This window comes from Chryseobacterium taklimakanense (genome assembly GCF_900187185.1).
Lineage (GTDB): Bacteria > Bacteroidota > Bacteroidia > Flavobacteriales > Weeksellaceae > Planobacterium > Planobacterium taklimakanense.
Genome location: NZ_LT906465.1, coordinates 2,523,972 through 2,540,366 on the forward strand (window position 1 = coordinate 2,523,972; position 16,395 = coordinate 2,540,366).

Annotated in this window: 16 protein-coding genes; 6 read left to right on the plus strand and 10 right to left on the minus strand. The window is 40.2% G+C overall.

The genetic code is table 11. The features are described from left to right. Window positions 1–51 precede the first annotated feature (51 nt). The 9 genes from hppD to CKV81_RS12115 all read right to left on the minus strand — a co-directional run bounded on the left by hppD (window position 52) and on the right by CKV81_RS12115 (window position 9,081). Window positions 52–1,182, minus strand: a complete 1,131-nt coding sequence (hppD, locus tag CKV81_RS12075) for a 4-hydroxyphenylpyruvate dioxygenase (protein ID WP_095073603.1) — start codon at window positions 1,180–1,182, stop codon at window positions 52–54. A gap of 362 nt (window positions 1,183–1,544) precedes the next feature. Next, entirely contained in the window at window positions 1,545–2,828 is a 1,284-nt protein-coding gene (locus tag CKV81_RS12080) for an acetyl-CoA hydrolase/transferase family protein (protein WP_095074507.1), read from the minus strand. A gap of 135 nt (window positions 2,829–2,963) precedes the next feature. Then, window positions 2,964–4,154, minus strand: coding sequence for a homogentisate 1,2-dioxygenase (locus CKV81_RS12085; RefSeq protein WP_095074509.1), 1,191 nt, complete (start codon window positions 4,152–4,154; stop codon window positions 2,964–2,966). Between the two features lie 191 nt (window positions 4,155–4,345). Next, a complete protein-coding gene (locus tag CKV81_RS12090) occupies window positions 4,346–4,888 on the minus strand; it encodes a hypothetical protein (protein WP_095073605.1) in 543 nt (180 codons plus the stop codon). An 8-nt stretch (window positions 4,889–4,896) separates the two neighbouring features. Further along, a complete protein-coding gene (locus CKV81_RS12095) occupies window positions 4,897–5,331 on the minus strand; it encodes a hypothetical protein (protein ID WP_095073607.1) in 435 nt (144 codons plus the stop codon). Window positions 5,332–5,334: 3 nt separating this feature from the next. Then, window positions 5,335–6,144, minus strand: a complete 810-nt coding sequence (locus tag CKV81_RS12100; protein WP_095073609.1) for a lysophospholipid acyltransferase family protein — start codon at window positions 6,142–6,144, stop codon at window positions 5,335–5,337. Between the two features lie 25 nt (window positions 6,145–6,169). Next, complete coding sequence (locus tag CKV81_RS12105; RefSeq protein ID WP_095073611.1) at window positions 6,170–6,799, minus strand: NUDIX hydrolase; 630 nt, start codon at window positions 6,797–6,799, stop codon at window positions 6,170–6,172. Window positions 6,800–6,956: 157 nt separating this feature from the next. Beyond that, window positions 6,957–8,513, minus strand: coding sequence for an Rne/Rng family ribonuclease (locus tag CKV81_RS12110; RefSeq protein ID WP_095073612.1), 1,557 nt, complete (start codon window positions 8,511–8,513; stop codon window positions 6,957–6,959). Between the two features lie 277 nt (window positions 8,514–8,790). Further along, window positions 8,791–9,081 carry an HU family DNA-binding protein gene (locus CKV81_RS12115; protein ID WP_095073614.1) on the minus strand — a complete coding sequence of 97 codons (291 nt, stop codon included), beginning with the start codon at window positions 9,079–9,081 and terminating at the stop codon, window positions 8,791–8,793. A 46-nt stretch (window positions 9,082–9,127) separates the two neighbouring features. Here CKV81_RS12115 and mutY point away from each other — a divergent pair, with 46 nt between their 5' ends. From mutY to CKV81_RS12140, 5 genes are all read left to right on the plus strand, one after another. After that, on the plus strand, window positions 9,128–10,180 hold the full coding sequence (mutY, locus tag CKV81_RS12120) for an A/G-specific adenine glycosylase (protein WP_095073616.1): 1,053 nt from the start codon (window positions 9,128–9,130) through the stop codon (window positions 10,178–10,180). A 75-nt stretch (window positions 10,181–10,255) separates the two neighbouring features. Next, the gene (gene gldD, locus CKV81_RS12125; protein WP_095073618.1) at window positions 10,256–10,813 is read left to right on the plus strand and encodes a gliding motility lipoprotein GldD; all 558 of its coding nucleotides are present in this window, start codon (window positions 10,256–10,258) and stop codon (window positions 10,811–10,813) included. A gap of 49 nt (window positions 10,814–10,862) precedes the next feature. Next, complete coding sequence (locus CKV81_RS12130; RefSeq protein WP_095073620.1) at window positions 10,863–11,792, plus strand: PfkB family carbohydrate kinase; 930 nt, start codon at window positions 10,863–10,865, stop codon at window positions 11,790–11,792. Between the two features lie 220 nt (window positions 11,793–12,012). After that, a complete protein-coding gene (locus tag CKV81_RS12135) occupies window positions 12,013–13,365 on the plus strand; it encodes a peptidylprolyl isomerase (RefSeq protein WP_095073622.1) in 1,353 nt (450 codons plus the stop codon). A 49-nt stretch (window positions 13,366–13,414) separates the two neighbouring features. Next, window positions 13,415–14,401: an NAD(P)H-dependent flavin oxidoreductase gene (locus CKV81_RS12140; RefSeq protein ID WP_258454353.1), complete on the plus strand. Its 987-nt coding sequence runs from the start codon at window positions 13,415–13,417 to the stop codon at window positions 14,399–14,401. A 72-nt stretch (window positions 14,402–14,473) separates the two neighbouring features. Here the strand turns inward: CKV81_RS12140 and CKV81_RS12145 are convergent, their stop codons facing one another. Then, the gene (locus CKV81_RS12145) at window positions 14,474–14,764 is read right to left on the minus strand and encodes a rhodanese-like domain-containing protein (protein WP_095073624.1); all 291 of its coding nucleotides are present in this window, start codon (window positions 14,762–14,764) and stop codon (window positions 14,474–14,476) included. A gap of 212 nt (window positions 14,765–14,976) precedes the next feature. Here CKV81_RS12145 and queG point away from each other — a divergent pair, with 212 nt between their 5' ends. Continuing rightward, complete coding sequence (gene queG, locus CKV81_RS12150) at window positions 14,977–15,924, plus strand: tRNA epoxyqueuosine(34) reductase QueG (RefSeq protein ID WP_095074513.1); 948 nt, start codon at window positions 14,977–14,979, stop codon at window positions 15,922–15,924. Window positions 15,925–16,395 lie beyond the last annotated feature (471 nt).

Sequence of the window (16,395 nt, forward strand, 5' to 3'; positions counted from 1 at the left end):
ATATTTTATTTTGATTTTTTCTATCAGTTGCAAATATCAATCCAAAAATATTTAAAGGTTTCCGCGTCTTGCCTGTTCTCTTTCGAGTGCTTCAAACAGGGCCTTGAAGTTGCCGGCACCGAAGCTCTGTGCACCGTGTCTCTCGATGATTTCAAAGAAAAGGGTAGGCCTGTCTTCAACCGGTTTTGTGAAGATCTGCAGGAGGTAACCTTCTTCATCATGATCAATAAGAATTCCCAGTTCCTGAAGTTTTTTTAGATCTTCATCAATATGTCCAACCCTCTCAGGAACCATTTCGTAGTAAGCTTCTGGCGGAGCAGAAAGAAACTCAACGCCTCTGGCTTTCAGATCGGTGACGGTTTTGATGATGTCTTTTGTTGCTACGGCGATGTGCTGTACACCTTCGTCTTCATAAAAATCCAGATACTCTTCAACCTGAGATTTTTTCTTTCCTTCTGCCGGTTCGTTGATTGGGAATTTTGCAAAACCGTTGCCGTTACTCATTACTTTCGACATTAGTGCAGAATATTCAGTGTTGATCTGTTTATCATCAAAACTCAGGATATTTACAAAGCCCATGACATCTTCGTACCATTTTACAACCGGGAGCATTCTGTCCCAACCTACATTTCCAACACAATGGTCTACGTAAAGCAATCCGCAGTCGGTTGGATTGTAGTCGGATTCCCACTTCTCGTAACCAGGCATGAACGCACCGCTGTAATTTTTTCTTTCTACAAACATATGCACCGTCTCACCATAGGTGAAGATGCCGGACATACGGACCTCACCGTGCTCATCAGTGAGTGTGGTTGGTTCCAAATATGGTTTTGCACCACGTTTAGTGGTTTCTTCAAAAGCTGAATAAGCATCATCCACCCACAGTGCCAGAACTTTCACACCATCGCCGTGTTTTTTAACGTGTTCATTGATAGGTGAATCAGATTTAAGTCCAGTTGTAAGCACCAGCCTGATTTTTCCTTGCTGCAAAACGTAAGATGCGCGGTCTCTCACGCCAGTTTCAGGGCCTGCATAGGCTACGCTCTGGAAGCCGAAAGCGGTTTTGTAGAAATGCGCGGCCTGCTTAGCATTGCCCACGTAAAATTCAATATAGTCTGTACCGTTGATTGGTAAAAAGTTTTCTGCCTGTGCTATTTTCTCGGCAAATGTAAGTGTTGACATTTATTTTTACTTTTTGATTTTGTTATCTGCTAATTTAATAAAAAGCTTCAAATCAGTAAAAAACTATTTATTACATTATTTTCATGATGAATTAAGGGTTTTGGAACTGTTACTGTCTTTGCGGTACAGAATGCTTATTTTCTCAGTTTAAACAAGCTTTTTTTTGTCGCCTGATTTTCATCAGGATACATATTATTTTAAAAAAATGGCCTCAAATTTGTAAAAATGCTGCAAGAATTTAAAAGGATTCTAAAGACACGAATGAAAACAGGCCGCTCAATTAAGACGGCCTGTTTTTTTTGTTTGTAATTGATCAATGATGCTGATCTAAATTTTCAGTTATTTTCCAAAAGGTCGGGCATTTAATATATGGTTTTCTTCAGTCTTTCAAAGGCGCCTCTTTCCAGCATTTCTCTGTCATCCGGATGTGAAATTTCAATGAGTGCTTTTGCCCTTTGGCGAAGATTTTTACCATAAAGGTTCACTGCGCCATACTCAGTCACTATCCAGTGGATGTGTCCTCTGGTAGTCACAACGCCGGCTCCCTGTTTCAGGTAAGGGACAATTCTCGGAATACCTTTCTTGGTTCTGGAACTTATAGCGATAATTGGTTTGCCGCCTTCACTGAGCGCTGCGCCTCTCATGAAATCCATTTGTCCTCCAATTCCGCTGAACTGGAAAGTTCCGATGGAGTCTGCACATACCTGTCCGGTTAAATCCACTTCAATTGCAGAGTTAATCGCCGTCATCTTCCTGTTCTTCATGATATTGATCGGGAAATTCACGTGCTGTACATCCATAAACGCAATCGAAGGATTATCATTCACAAAATCGTAAAGGCGCTTGGTACCGAAGCAGAAACTTGTAATCGTCCGGTTGTTGTGCGTTCCTTTGTATTTATTGTTTACCACATCATTCAGAATCAAATCAATAACCCCGTCGCTCAGCATTTCTGTGTGGATTCCCAGGTCTTTGTGATTGTGAAGGCATTTTAGAACCGCATCAGGAATGGTACCGATTCCCATTTGCAGGGTAGATTTATCATCAATCAGTTCAGCGACATTTTTACCGATCTTCAGTTCCTCTTCGCCCACTTTTGATCCGTAATCTACGGTCAGAAGTTCCTCTTCGTGCCAAACCATTTTATCGATTTTCTGGATATGCAGCATCCCATCGCCGTGGGTTCTCGGCATTTTGGGATTTACCACTGCGATGATTTTTTTTGAAGTATCTACCGCCGAACGCGCTACGTCGACTGAAGTTCCTAGAGTACAGTAACCATGGTTATCCGGTGGTGAAACCGTTACGATTGCCACATCAATAGGCAGCAGCCCGTTTTTAAAAAGTGTCGGAATTTCGCTCAGGAAAACAGGTATAAAATCGCCGTGCTCTGAGTTTACAGCCTCACGAACCGGTGTTGAAGTAAACAGGGAATTAATATAAAAACTTCCCTGATATTGCGGTTTTGCGATTTCTACGTTGCCCTGCTGCGTGATTGAAACAAATTCAATATTCTTCAGCCTGGCCGACTGCCTGGCCAATTCATCCAAAATAACATTGGGCGTGCAGGCGGAGCCGTGTGAAAAAACTCTGTCGCCACTTTTGATCAATGATACCGCTTCTTCAGCGCTAACGTAGGTATACATACTGAATTTTATGTTTAAATTACACTTTGATTTCCTTTCAAATTTAAGAATTTTCGTGGGGAAAGTAAAGATGACATTTATCAAAGAAAAAAGACCCGGATGGCGGATCTTTTCAACATGCATATTTTTCTTAAATTATTCCTGGCTTCGGTCTCCGATGTGGTTTGAAGGATCATCTTCCAGCCACGAAGTCATATAACTTACATCTTCTACTTTCAGCGCTTCTTCCGTAAGTTTCAGCGGACGGAAAGGATCCACCATTACAGCGTATTCTTCGGTAAATTTTTGCCCGATGCTTCTCTCCATAGCTCCCGGATGCGGACCGTGAACCACACCGCCGGGATGCAGGGTGAAATCCATCAGATCGATATGGTTCCGGCTCATGAAATCGCCTTCTGTGTAGAACAAAACTTCATCAGAATCGATATTTGAGTGGTTGTATGGAGCCGGAACAGCAAGAGGATGGTAATCGTACATTCTTGCCACGAAAGAGCAGACCACAAAGTTGTGCGCCTCAAAATTCTGGTGAACCGGCGGCGGTAAATGCACTCTGCCCGTAATCGGTTCAAAGTTCTTGATATTGAATTTATACGGGTAAAAATATCCGTCCCATCCCACAACATCAAACGGATGCGTGGCGTAGATGAAATCCCAGATCAGATTTTCTTTTTTTACTTTGATGAGAAATTCTCCTTTTTCATCGACTGGTTCTACAAAAGATGGCGCAATAATGTCCCGTTCACAAAAGGGCGAATGTTCCAAAAGCTGCCCAAATTCGTTTCTGTAGCGCTTTGGGGTGTAAATAGGCGAGTGGCTTTCAAGGACGAAAAATACATTGTCTTCACCGGAAAAATCAATTTTATAGATCGTTCCTCTTGGAATGATGAGGTAATCGCCGCGTTCGAAATCAAGATTTCCTACAAAAGTTTTAAGTGTTCCTGTGCCTTGGTGAACGTAAAGCAACTCATCACATTCCGAATTTTTATAGAAATAGTCTGTAGATTTTCTCGGTTTTGCCAATCCCATTTTAAGATCGTTGTTGAGCATCAGGATTTTGCGGCTATCCAGGAAGTCGTCTTCCGGAGTTATATTCATTCCCTTGAACATTCTCGGTGTCACATTTTTCTCCACTGCAATTTTTGGATTAACATCCTGTGGTACGCCAATACTTTTAATCTGCGTTGGGCGGTGAATGTGATAGAGAAGCGAGGAAATACCGTGAAAACCTTCAGTTCCGAAGAGCTGTTCGTAATAATAATTATCGTCCTCAGATTTAAAAACGGTGTGCCTTTTTTGCGGAATATTTCCCGATTTTATGTATCTCATCCTGCTTTTTTTGATTTTTGTAAATTTAATTAAAAATAATAAGTAAATAAAACGCCTCATTTATACATAAAAAATGAAAGATTCCGAAACCATATGACGTAGGGAGATCCCATCAGGAGGAAAAAACTCAGAAAAGCCGTTTTCACCAGTTGTGAAACGGCTTTAATTTTTAAATTATTTGAACTGGGGTCTTAAAGGCTGGCCAATCCTTCATAAAAATCTTCTTCCATAATGCCGAATTGTTGGCAAAAGAGCCTTGCACCGTCGATATGCGCCATGATTTTTGGGTCGAAATTAACAGGGATATCACCAATTTCTGTTTTCAGATAATTGCCGTTGGTTTCCGGTTTTGCATAGGGAAGTTTCCGGAAATAATTTTCTGACAAATCCACAGCATTTGCAACGTTTCCATCATTTTCATTATAAATTAAAATACCACCTGCGACGATATTTCTTAAAACCCCAGAAAAATCATCATTCGAGTTTTCTGTAGCGATAAACACGACTGTCGGTCTAAAATTTCCGGCGGTGGAAGCATCATTTAGCTCTAAAATAAGAAAGTCGCTGCCTACGCTTCTCGAATGACCATCCGCAAAAATGTAATCAAGATCTTTGCCGCAAAAATCAATGATTTTAGTGAGAAGCTCAGAGATTCCGGGGGTATTGCCGGTGACCAGAACCCGTGTTTTATCAGTGTTTTGTTCGAAAATTAAGGCTGGATCAGGAGACTGCAAAATTTAAATTATTTTCTGAAGTTTTTAGAGTTGATGAAGTTTTCAAATTCAGTTGTGATATTGTCCCATCTCTGCTGGTGCTCCGGAACGATGAAACTGCCGTCGTCCTTAAAGGTGTTTTCTGTGGCAGACTTCACCTTCACAGTCGTGGTGATGTTATCATAAACCTTTTTTACGTCTTCGCGGATCGTTTTCAGGTCGTTGGCTTTTATCACGTCATAAAGTTTCTGCTTTTCAGCGTTGGTAATCGTACTTTTTTTGCTGTATTTTTTACCCTGGCCTTCAAAAAAGTAATTTACGGTATTTCCTTTTATGAGCATATTTTCATAGATCGGAGCGAAGCCGCCGCTTTTGCTGTAGCTTAATTCGTAATTGTCAAAAACTTTATGGCTGTTGCACGCTGCCAGTATTGTGATCAGAAATAATGCGATTAATTTTTTCATGCTTTAATTGTTTACTTCAGATTGTTGTTCTTCTTTTTTAGCTTTCAGCTCTTCTTCGTATTCATACAGAACGTTGAAATCCTGAGTTTGTTCTATGGCGATCATGATTTTATCCAGGATTTCCTGAGCATTTTCTTTATCGTAATCTATATCCAACGGCGGTTTGAACTCCATAGTAGGTTTTACGCCGGTAACTTTTATTTTTAATCCTTTTTTATCGAATGCCCTGCGGAATCCGTTGATTTTAATTGGAACTACGATTGGCCTCTGTTGTTTCACCAGTTTGGCTGTACCTTTTCTGCCCTGTGCAAATGCTGAAGTTGTGCCCTGAGGGAAGGTGATGACCCAACCGTTGTCGAGCGCTTTCATGATATTATCAACCTCCTTCAAATCAACCATACGGTTCACGTTTTGTCCCTGTGCTCTCCAGGTTCTCTTCACGGTTACTGCTCCGGCGAGTTTGAAAAATTTTGACAAAAGGCCTTTATTCATCGTCTCTTCGGCCGCCACGTAATAGAAATCAACTTTCGGGTTAAGGAGATACACAGGGTTTTTAATGGTGTTCATATATCCATTGTTCACCGCAAAAAAAACGTGGTACATCGCAGCCACATCCGCAAAGTAAGTTTGGTGGTTTGATACGAACAGCACATTGGAATCCGGAAGGTCCTTAATGTGCTCGGTGCCCGAAATCTTCAGTTTATTGAAGCCGTTGAATCTTCTGTAAGATACTATTCCCAGGATAAAGATCACAAATCTTTTAAGGAAATACGGGGTGCCGAATGCATCTGCAAATATGTTTTTCTTCGCCATTATTCAATTAACACAATATGCGAAATTACAAATTTTTGAGTAATTGGCTGAATTCGCTCAGTATCATTGAAGTTGCGCCCCAAATAATGTAACCGTTAAAGTTGATCACAGGAACTTCTGTTCCTCTGGATGAAGGCAGCACCATCATTTCAGGCTTTTCATTAAGCTGCAGGATCGAGCTTACAGGAAACTCAATCAGCTCCATAGCTTCAGACTCCTGAAGTTTAAAAACCGGATTCTTCTTCGTATAGGAAATATAGGGATGCACATAGAAATTGCTCGGCGGAATATAAATAGGCGAAATTTCTCTGATAATGCGTACGTAATGTTCTTCAATTCCCATCTCTTCAGAAGTTTCGCGCTGTGCGGTATGTGCAAAATCACGGTCATCTTCTTCACGGCTGCCACCCGGCAGGGAGATCTGTCCGCTGTGTCGGTCGTTTTCGTTTTCGGTACGGACCATTAATGGAAAATACCACTCATCATTTTTCAGATAAAGCAAGATGTTTACAGCTGCAAAACGCGGATTCCGCTGTAAAATTTCTTCGTAGGTAAATAGCGGACGATAAGGCGGCGAGTACACCGAGTGCGCATGTTCACCGTGCAGGTCGGCCTCTTTGATCTTTCGCAGTAAATCCTTTCCAAAAATTTTCATAGAGTAAAAATAAGCAATTTTGGAAGGGTAAAGTTTTAAAGAAAGGTTAAATTTTGGATGAAGAAAATCCGGAAGAGCATCTTTTCAAAAAGTTGACGATAAATAAAAAACTCCCGGACCGCTCCGGAAGTTTTCAGCACTTTGGCTTGAATTATTTTTAGTTCGAGTAACTTACTAATTCTTCTTTTTTTGCGTTGTACAGACGGTATTCCAGATACTTGAAACTGTCCCGAGGGATGATTGTTACCCATTTTTTGTATTTGAGGTACCATTTGGTCTGGATGCTCATTATTCCTTTGGTAAGATAAGCCTCTACAAAAGGGTGTACGTGCAGGTACACTTTACCTTTTTCCTTCTGGATCAGGTTTCTGATCATTTCTTCCATACGTTCTACAACCACGATCGGTGCCAGAATTTCGCCGTCAGCATTTGGATTTTCTTCTTTCGTATGAATTTGTTTTTCAGGCCTCACACGCTGCCTTGTCATTTGGATCAGGCCAAATTTACTTGGCGGAAGGATTTTGTGGCGGGCTTTGTCGCGCTTCATTTCCTCCTTGAAATGTTCATACAGCTGCTTGCGGTGTTCAGGATTCGTCATGTCGATAAAATCTACAACGATGATTCCGCCCATATCGCGTAGGCGAAGCTGTCTTGCAATTTCTGTCGCAGCCATTTTGTTCACAGTCAGCGCGTGGTCTTTATTGTTTGCTGCTGAAGCGATATTTGGCCCGGAATTCACATCCACCACGTGAAGTGCCTCAGTATGTTCAATCACCAGATAGGCGCCTTTGGAACTCGGTATATTCACGTGTTTCCCGAAGCTTTGCTTCATCTGTTTTTCTACGTTGTAATATTCCAAAAGCGGAATGTGCGAATCGTAGAACTGCACAATCTTCTGTCTCTCAGGAGCGATCACATCCAGGTAATTCCTGATATCGCTCACCATCTGTTCATCATCGCAGATAATCCCGGTGAAATCCTGATTGAAATTGTCTCTCAAAATCGCTGAAGCTCTGTCTTCTTCGCTTAAAACTTTAGACGGGACTTTCTGCTTCTGAATATTTTTGAAGGCAGTTTCCCATTTTTGAATGAGCTGATTCATGTCGTTATGTAGTTCAGCTACTTTTTTACCTTCCGCTACGGTTCTGATGATAACCCCAAAGCCTTCCGGTTTAATGCTGTCAATTAAAGTTTTAAGTCTTTCGCGGTCTTCAGCGCTTTTGATCTTTTTTGATATGGATACCTTGTTGTCGAAAGGAATCAGGACCAGGAAACGTCCCGTGAGCGAGATTTGTGTAGAAATTCTCGGCCCTTTCGTAGAAATAGGTTCCTTGGTGATCTGTATTAGCACCACATCGTCTTTTGCCAGCACTTTATCTACGGTACCGTGTTTATCGATATCTTTCTGAACCTGAAAGTTCTTCAGGCTCGATTTTTGCTGACGTTTTGCAAAAGTGTCTTTCAGAAATTTCTGATAGCTTAAGAAGTCCGGCCCCAAATCTTGATAATGCAGAAATGCATCTTTCTCGTAGCCAATGTTCACAAAGGCTGCGTTGAGGTTTGGCGCCAGTTTTTTTACCCGACCTAAAAATAAATCGCCGACGTTAAAATCATTGTTATCTTCCTCCTCGTGGAGTTCAAAGAGCCTTCCGTCTTCAAGCAGTGCAATCTTCGTGCTTTCATTCTCATAGGAGATGATCAGTTCTTTCTTCATTGCTCTGATTTATTTTTAGAATTTTATTAATTTTTAAACATGCGTTTAGCATTGCTGCGAATCAACAGTTCAGTGCTGCGAACGTCCTTAAACAAAAATATAGTTAATGAAATAGAGTTCATCAACTATATTATGTATGTTTTAAAGAAAAGTTATTTTTTCTTCTTATGTCTGTTCGCTCTTCTTCTTTTCTTTCTTTTGTGCGTCGCTACCTTATGTCTTTTTCTTTTCTTTCCGCTTGGCATTTTTTTAATGATTAAAGTTAATATTCAGTTTATTATTTTACAGCTACTTTAGCTTTTACTTTCTCAGTAAAACTTTTGGATGGCTTGAATGCCGGAATATTGTGTGCAGGAATCTCGATCGCTGTGTTTTTAGAAATATTTCTTCCTGTTTTTGCCGCTCTTGTTTTGATGATGAAAGAACCGAAACCTCTCAAATACACATTGTCTCCATTATACATTGAAGTTCTTATTTCCTGCATAAATGCCTCTATAACCTTCTGTGTCTCGTTTTTTTCCGTACCCAACTTATTGGAGATGGTGTTTACCAATTCTGCCTTTGTCATTTCCTTTTTTGTTTTTAATTTTGGTGTGCAAATATAAAACTTATTTTTGAAACGAAACAAACAAAACCCTGATTTTGTTCACATTGGTAGAAAACTTCTGAAGTGGTACGATTCGAATGCAAGAGCGTTGCCATGGCGAAATACTAAACAACCGTATAATATTTGGATTTCCGAGATTATACTGCAGCAAACACAGGTAAAACAGGGGCTTAATCACTATTTAAACTTTGTTGAAAGATTTCCGGATGTGCAGGCGCTTGCCGCAGCAGAAACGGATGAAGTTTTATTATATTGGAAAGGGATGGGCTATTATTCCCGCGCATTGAATCTTCATAAAGCAGCGAAGCAGGTTGTAGAAGATTTTAACGGAAATTTTCCTGAAAAATATGAAGACATTCTTAAACTGAAAGGAATAGGAAAATATACTGCCGCAGCAATTTCAAGCATTTGTTTTGATGAAAAAATCCCAGCGGTTGACGGCAATTTCTACCGTGTGGTTTCCAGGTTATTTGCCGATGATTTTGATATTTCCCAAAGTTCCGCATTTAAATATTTTTCGGAATTGTCGATGATGATGATGCCTGAAAATAAACCGGGCGATTTCAATCAGGCTGTGATGGATCTGGGATCAGAAATTTGCAGGCCCAAAAAGCCCGATTGTGGCAGTTGCCCTTTAAACGAAAACTGCATCGCATTCCAGTCAGGAACCGTACATAAGTTTCCAGTGAAACTGAAACGTACCAAAACCACGGATTTATTCCTTAAATATTACTTCGTTCATCACAAAAACCAGTTTTTATTAAAGCAGCGTGCCGATGATTTTATCTGGAAAAAACTTTATGAATTTCCGGATGAGGTTCCTGTGGAGTTCGAACAATTTGTGGAGAATTCAACTGTTGTCAAACATAAACTTACCCATAAAAACCTTACCATACAGATTGAAACTGTGAATCTTACTGATGAAGTAGATTTTATTTCACTTGCAAAAAGAAATCATTTTAACGTTGTCGATTTTTCTGAATCTAAAAAGAAATCATTCCCCAAACCTTTGGAGAATTTCATAGATAAGTGGATTCAGAGACCGACTGAAATTAAATGATTAAATAATTGATATGCAAAATCAAAACGAGGTCTCTGAATCTTTTTATTTCCTTAAAAAGCCTATTTTTGCAGAATGTTAAAAAATGCAGTTTTTGCAATTATTTGCCTCTTACTTTTTTCCTGCGGTAAAGATGCTGCTCCCAAACCGATGGGCGACCTTCGTCTCGAGTATCCAAACTCCGGATATAAGGAGTTTTCATCTGCCTGTCCTTATTCTTTTGAGTATTCTGGTTTTGCAAAAGTGGAGGAGGGAAAACAGCCTTGCTGGTATTATATTACCTATCCAAAAATGAAGGCAAAGGTCTTTCTCACCTATTTTCCTATAAAAAACGATTTTGATCTTCATGTGAAAGAAGCCGAAAAAATGGTTTACGAACACACGATCAAAGCTTCTTCGATTAAAACCAAGTCATTCAGTTATCCGGTAAATAAAGTGTACGGAAATTTATATGAACTGAAAGGGCAGAGCGCTTCGAACATCCAGTTTTATGCGACCGACAGCGCGAAGCATTTCGTTACGGCAAACCTTTATTTTAACACAAGACCGAAACCCGATTCTCTTGCTCCGGCCGTAGATTATATTAAAAAGGATATTTTGCATATGCTGGATACTTTTAAATGGAAAAATTAAGCAGAAAGAAATTGGAAGCTTGAAACTAGAAACAAAAAAAAGATTATAAATGAAATTATTAGTAGTAGGGTCCGTAGCGTTTGATGCAATCGAAACGCCTTTCGGAAAAACAGATAAAATTTTGGGCGGTGCAGCCACTTTTATTGGTTTGGCGGCTTCTGTCCTTAAAACAGATGTGAGCCTCGTTTCTGTGGTTGGTGGCGACTTTCCGCAGGAATATCTCGATATGCTGGAATCCCGAAACATCAGCACTGAAGGTGTTGAAGTCGTGAAAGACGGTAAAACATTCTTCTGGAGCGGCAGATACCATAACGACCTTAATTCCAGGGATACTTTGGTAACAGAAGTAAACGTTCTGGAAAATTTTGACCCTAAAATTCCTGAAAGCGGCAAAGATGCCGAAGTTTTACTTCTCGGAAACCTTCATCCGGGCGTGCAGCTTTCTGTTTTGGAAAAGATGGAAAAGCGTCCCAAGCTGGTGATCCTCGATACAATGAATTTCTGGATGGATACTGCATGGGATATCTTGATGGAGATGATTGCAAAAACGGATGTGATCACGATCAATGACGAAGAAGCAAGACAGCTATCCGGTGAATATTCACTGGTAAAAGCAGCACAGAAAATTCACAGTATGGGTCCTGATTATGTGATTATTAAGAAAGGGGAACACGGTGCGCTTCTTTTTCACGAAGGTAAAGTTTTCGCAATTCCGGCGCTTCCTTTGGAGGTGGTTTTCGATCCTACGGGAGCCGGCGATACGTTTGCCGGCGGTTTCGCAGCACATTTGGCAAAAACAGGCGATTTCAGTTTCGATAATATGAAATCTGCCATTATCGTTGGTTCAGCCATGGCATCTTACACCGTAGAAAAATTCGGAACCGAAAGGCTTCAGGAAGTTACCCAGCAGGATTTACTCGACAGGATAGCGCTTTTCAAGCAGCTTACCACTTTCGAAGTTGATTTATATTTTGATTAAATGGCTTTAAATAATGGAAAAAAAATAACAGCCTTTATTATTGAGGCGGTTTCAGCTGGGTTTTTGCAGCAAACTGTTGCTCAGCAGCGGACGAAATCCAAAATCGTTGTGGAACCTGCTTTTATAAAAGATTTCGAGACAAATTTTAAGAAATAATTATAAAAATAAATTGAGTAAAATTGATTTAGAATTTTAATTTTGCAAATTATAAAAATTCAGAATGGTAAAAAACTTAAAGTTACTGTCACTTTTTATGGCAGTTTTTACTTTATTCACGGTAAAAGTTAATGCGCAGTTGCAGAAAGGTTCACTGGTTGACGGAATTACAGCGGTTATCGGCAATGAAATTGTGCTGGAGAGCGATATAGAAGAGCAGATGAATTATGCCCGTCAGCAGGGCGCCAATGTAACCGACCGTTGCGAGTTCCTTGAAAACATCATCAACAACAAACTCCTGATTTACGAGGCCAAAAGAGATACGCTGATCGCAAACCAGTCTGCGATGATCAAGGAAAGGGCAGACCAGAAATACAACCAAATCCTGAGAAATTTCCCGGATGAGCGCACGATGCTGAATGCTTACAAATTCAGGTCAGCTTATGAAATGAAAAATGCGATCGAGAAAATTGATACAGATCAGTATTACGGCCAGCAAAAATATGCGAGAATTACCGAAAAAGTGGACGTAACACCAAATGAGGTTACCGACTTTTACAATACTTACAAACACCAGCTTCCGATGGTGAAAGATGAAGTTTCCGTGTCGCAAATTATGATGTTTCCAAAACTTACGGAGGCACACAAAAATGAGCTCAAAGCAAAACTTCTGAAAATAAAGCAGGACATCCAAAACGGAGAAACATTTGAGCAGATGGCAAGAATTTATTCTGAAGATACCTCTGCTTCCAACGGTGGCTTATTTACCAATGTAGCGAAAGGAACAATGGTAAAGCCGTTCGAAGCCGCAGCTTTGAACCTTCAGGAAGGTGAAATTTCTGATCCTGTAGAAACGGAATTCGGCTACCACCTGATTCAATTGGTGAAAAAAACCGGGAAAGTGTACGATGTAAGACATATTCTGTTAAAATCAACACCAAACGAAGAGGAAATTGCTGCGGCGAGAGAGGAGCTGAACAACATCAGAACTCAGATCGAGCAGAAAAAAATAACCTTCAAAGAAGCTGCCTATAAGTATTCAGACGATAAACAGACGAAATTTAACGGTGGTGTGCTTTCTTCACAGGACGGCAGCAGCAAAATAGAAAAGATCAACCTTTCGCCGACTTTGGCATATCAAATTGCAGGTTTAAATCCAGGTGACATCACCGATGTATTTTCAGACCAAAACGAAAGAGAGCAGAAAACTGTAAATATCGTAATGGTGAATGAGGTAATTCCATCCCATCAGCTCGATATCGCTACCGATTATGAACGAATCAAGAACCTCGCTCTGGAAAGGAAAAAGGGCGAAACGGTAGAACGCTGGATCAAATCCAGGCTTCCGGACGTATTTATTTCTATCAACGAGAGATATAACAACTGCGCATTCAAGAGCAGCTGGGACAAAAAATAAACTTCCATAAATCCTTCAGAAATTCTGAGGGATTTTTTATTTTTGGGATATGAGCAGTTTTTTAGATTTTGGCGTAGCCAAAAAAATGCACGATTCACAAAACAGAAACAGAATTTGCGATCTTTTTGAGATAAAATATCCGGTCATTCAGGGTGGGATGATCTGGCATTCCGGATGGCGTTTGGCCTCTGCGGTATCAAATAACGGCGGTTTAGGACTTATTGGCGCGGGAAGTATGTATCCGGACATTCTGCGAGAAAATCTCCGGAAGTGCAAAGCCGCTACCGATAAACCTTTCGGAGTCAATGTGCCGATGCTGTACCCGAATTTGGAAGAAATCATTAATATCATTTTGGAGGAAGGGGTGAAAATTGTCTTTACTTCCGCCGGAAATCCTAAAACCTATACTGAAACTCTACAGAAAGAAGGGCTTAAAGTTGCCCACGTCGTTTCCTCAACCAAATTTGCTGTAAAATGTGAGGATGCCGGTGTAGATGCCATTGTGGCCGAAGGTTTTGAAGCCGGTGGGCACAACGGACGAGACGAAACGACGACTTTGGTTTTAATTCCGAACGTGAAAAAACATATAACCAAACCACTGATTGCTGCCGGAGGAATTGCGCTAGGCTCACAAATGAAAGCCGCAATGATATTGGGCGCGGACGGCGTGCAGATCGGTTCGCGTTTCGCCGCAACTGTGGAAGCAAGTGCTCATGATAACTGGAAAGATTTGATTAAAAACCTCAATGAAGGTGACACGCATCTTACCTTGAAGGAACTGGCGCCGGTACGTATGGTAAAGAACAAATTCTTCCGCGATCTGGAAAAACTCTACGAAGAAGGCAGGAATATTGAAGCTTTGAAGGAAACGCTCGGTCGCGCCCGTGCAAAACGCGGCATGTTTGAAGGCGATTTGGAAGAAGGCGAACTGGAAATAGGCCAGGTTTCCGCTTTGATTGATGAGATTTTACCTGTGGAAAAAGTTTTTGAAAATCTTTTAAAAGAGTTTGAAGAAGCTGGATACAGTGGTTTTTAATGAATCTTTTTTAAAAAATAAAACCTCTTTCAAATGGCTTAAAAGAGGTTTTATTCTGTCTTTGAATTTTTTCTAGATATTCTCCAAAGTTTCCTTCAGCTGCTCCCAGCCACCGCCGTTGTAACCGTTTTGCAAGCCTTGAGAATTCAGATATTCTAGTGCTTTTCCGCTTCTGTTTCCGCTGCGGCAGAACAGGACTACCGGCTTTTCAAGGTTAAGGATTTCATCTTTTCTTTCTTCTATTTCACCCAAAGGGATGTTTTTTGCACCGTTGATTTCACCGTCCATTTCAAGTTCCATAGGTTCACGAACATCGATTAATTCAAAGTTTCCTGCTTTCAGGATGTCTTGTAGATTTTCCATTTTTTTTAATTTTATTTATGCTAAAATACTGACTTTTCAAACAACGGCAATTTTTTAATTTAATACTGGTTTGAAAAAATATCGGATTCTTTTTTTAATAAATTGTACATTAAGACTCTCCGGCTGATAGGTGGAAATCATTTTTCATTGAATTGAAATTCCATAAAATTCACTGCAAAAATATGAATTGCCTTATCTTCGCACTGTCACTTATGCTACCGAATCGAGAAAAATATTCTGCACTTATAAAATCCAGGGCTAAAAAGTTTGGGTTTCAAAGCTGTGGAATTTCTAAATCCGGCTTTTTGGAAGAAGATGCTCAGCCGCTCGAAGACTATTTGGGCCAAGGCTATCACGGCGAGATGCAGTACATGGAGAATTATTTCGATAAACGTTTGGATACCACAAAACTGGTCGAAGGTTCAAAATCGGTCATTTCCTTATCATACAATTACTTTCCGGAAGAAGAGATTTCTACTTTGGATAACTATAAAATTTCAAAGTATGCCTACGCCGAGGATTACCACGAAATTATAAGGGAAATCCTGCGAGAGATGGTCGCTGAACTTCAGGAAGAGATTGGAGATTTTCATTTCAGGATTTTCGTAGATTCCGCACCGGTTCTGGAACGGAGTTGGGCCAGAAAATCAGGAATTGGCTGGGTTGGAAAAAACGCAAATCTGATTACAAAACAGAAAGGCTCCTTCTTTTTTTTGGCGGAAATCATCTGTGATCTCGAGCTTGAACCGGATTCACCGGTTACGGATCACTGCGGAAGATGTACGAGCTGCATCGATGCCTGCCCAACCAATGCGATTGTTGGCGATAGAATTATTGACGGCAGTAAATGCATTTCCTACGCAACGATCGAGCTGAAAAATGAAATTCCCGAAAGTTTTAAAAATAAAATGGAAGACTGGATGTTCGGCTGCGATATTTGCCAGGACGTTTGCCCATGGAACCGGTTTTCTGTAGCCCATAACCAGCCTAAATTTTTGCCTAATCATATATTGAGAACTTACCGCAAGGCTGACTGGAAAGAGCTTACACAGGAACTTTTTTCAGAGATATTCAGGAAAAGCCCGGTGAAGCGAACCAAGTTTGCAGGGCTGAAACGGAATATAGAATTTTTGGGTGATCGTCCTGATCCGGAAGTGTGATTGCCGGATTATTTTGGGGAGAATATCCTGATCCTGAAATTTTCTGTTCAGGATTTTAAAGATTATTCACGAAGTTTTGATTGCTGTAAAAGAAAATGATTTTCAGCGGATTGTATTACCGGTGAAAATCAATGTCTTTTCTGTACTCTTTTTGGGGCAACTTTTACTCTGAATTTGAATCTTTTTTGCGACTTGGTGTTCTTTTGCATATTTGGTTAAATATTTCGCTATTAAATTTACTATTTTATTTTAAATGACCAAATATTTTGCTATAACTCTGATATTAATTATTTGTAAACTCTTTGAACCAGTTACTTCAAAATAATATTATGAATAATTCAGCGGCAGCAGGAAGTTTTAAAGGTCTTGCGGTGCCATCATCCCCACTTTTTAAATACAATTTTATTGTGTCTAAAGTTATTTAGTAAAACTTTGAAATTTGAAACAAAAAAATCCGAAAACTTTTAGTTT

Coding starts and splice junctions, on each gene's coding strand:
- hppD (WP_095073603.1), bottom strand. CDS start 1,182: ATGTCAACACTTACATTTGCCGAGAAAATAGCACAGGCAGAAAACTTT.
- CKV81_RS12080 (WP_095074507.1), bottom strand. CDS start 2,828: ATGTATACCTACGTTAGCGCTGAAGAAGCGGTATCATTGATCAAAAGT.
- CKV81_RS12085 (WP_095074509.1), bottom strand. CDS start 4,154: ATGAGATACATAAAATCGGGAAATATTCCGCAAAAAAGGCACACCGTT.
- CKV81_RS12095 (WP_095073607.1), bottom strand. CDS start 5,331: ATGAAAAAATTAATCGCATTATTTCTGATCACAATACTGGCAGCGTGC.
- CKV81_RS12100 (WP_095073609.1), bottom strand. CDS start 6,144: ATGGCGAAGAAAAACATATTTGCAGATGCATTCGGCACCCCGTATTTC.
- CKV81_RS12105 (WP_095073611.1), bottom strand. CDS start 6,799: ATGAAAATTTTTGGAAAGGATTTACTGCGAAAGATCAAAGAGGCCGAC.
- CKV81_RS12110 (WP_095073612.1), bottom strand. CDS start 8,513: ATGAAGAAAGAACTGATCATCTCCTATGAGAATGAAAGCACGAAGATT.
- CKV81_RS12115 (WP_095073614.1), bottom strand. CDS start 9,081: ATGACAAAGGCAGAATTGGTAAACACCATCTCCAATAAGTTGGGTACG.
- gldD (WP_095073618.1), top strand. CDS start 10,256: ATGTTAAAAAATGCAGTTTTTGCAATTATTTGCCTCTTACTTTTTTCC.
- CKV81_RS12130 (WP_095073620.1), top strand. CDS start 10,863: ATGAAATTATTAGTAGTAGGGTCCGTAGCGTTTGATGCAATCGAAACG.
- CKV81_RS12135 (WP_095073622.1), top strand. CDS start 12,013: ATGGTAAAAAACTTAAAGTTACTGTCACTTTTTATGGCAGTTTTTACT.
- CKV81_RS12140 (WP_258454353.1), top strand. CDS start 13,415: ATGAGCAGTTTTTTAGATTTTGGCGTAGCCAAAAAAATGCACGATTCA.
- CKV81_RS12145 (WP_095073624.1), bottom strand. CDS start 14,764: ATGGAAAATCTACAAGACATCCTGAAAGCAGGAAACTTTGAATTAATC.
- queG (WP_095074513.1), top strand. CDS start 14,977: ATGCTACCGAATCGAGAAAAATATTCTGCACTTATAAAATCCAGGGCT.